We start from the raw sequence: 542 nt of genomic DNA, 5'->3' as shown, positions 1-542 counted from the left end.
GCGATCGGTCTGATCCACTCGCCGCTGCGGCTGTATCACAGCGACGCGGGGGTGTACATCGGGATGGTGTATTCGTACCTGCCGTTCATGGTGATGCCGCTGTACGCGCACCTGGTGAAGATGGACCTGACGCTGCTGGAAGCGGCGTACGACCTGGGGGCGAAGCCGTGGACGGCGTTCACGCGGATCACGCTGCCGCTGTCGAAGAACGGGATCATCGCGGGGAGCTTGCTGGTGTTCATTCCGGCGGTGGGGGAGTACGTGATTCCGGAACTGCTGGGCGGAGCGGACACGCTGATGATCGGGCGGGTGATGTGGGATGAGTTCTTCAACAACATGGACTGGCCGATGGCGTCGGCGGTGACGGTCGCGATGGTGATGCTGCTGCTGGTGCCGATGGCGCTGTTCCAGTACTACCAGAACAAGGAAATGGAGGGGGCGAAATGATCAAGCCGAGCAAACCCTTGTCGACGGCGGTGCTGTCGGCGGGATTTCTGTTTCTGTACATTCCGATCATCAGCCTGGTGGTGTATTCGTTCAAC

At 60.7% G+C, this 542-nt stretch carries 1 protein-coding gene and 1 pseudogene; both read left to right on the top strand.

The window, feature by feature from the left end:
* Window positions 1-447, top strand: a 447-nt coding sequence (locus HZI36_RS27635; RefSeq protein WP_179405664.1) for an ABC transporter permease subunit, incomplete at its 5' end; no start/stop codon positions are given.
* Window positions 444-542 (top strand): annotated as a pseudogene (locus HZI36_RS27630) (putrescine ABC transporter permease PotI); the annotation flags it as partial. The gene HZI36_RS27635 and the pseudogene HZI36_RS27630, both read left to right, overlap by 4 nt.

This window comes from Burkholderia guangdongensis, assembly GCF_013403875.1.
Classification (GTDB): Bacteria; Pseudomonadota; Gammaproteobacteria; order Burkholderiales; family Burkholderiaceae; genus Burkholderia; species Burkholderia guangdongensis.
Note: the sequence above shows the minus strand (reverse complement) of the source record. Positions and strands in the feature narration are given on the sequence as shown.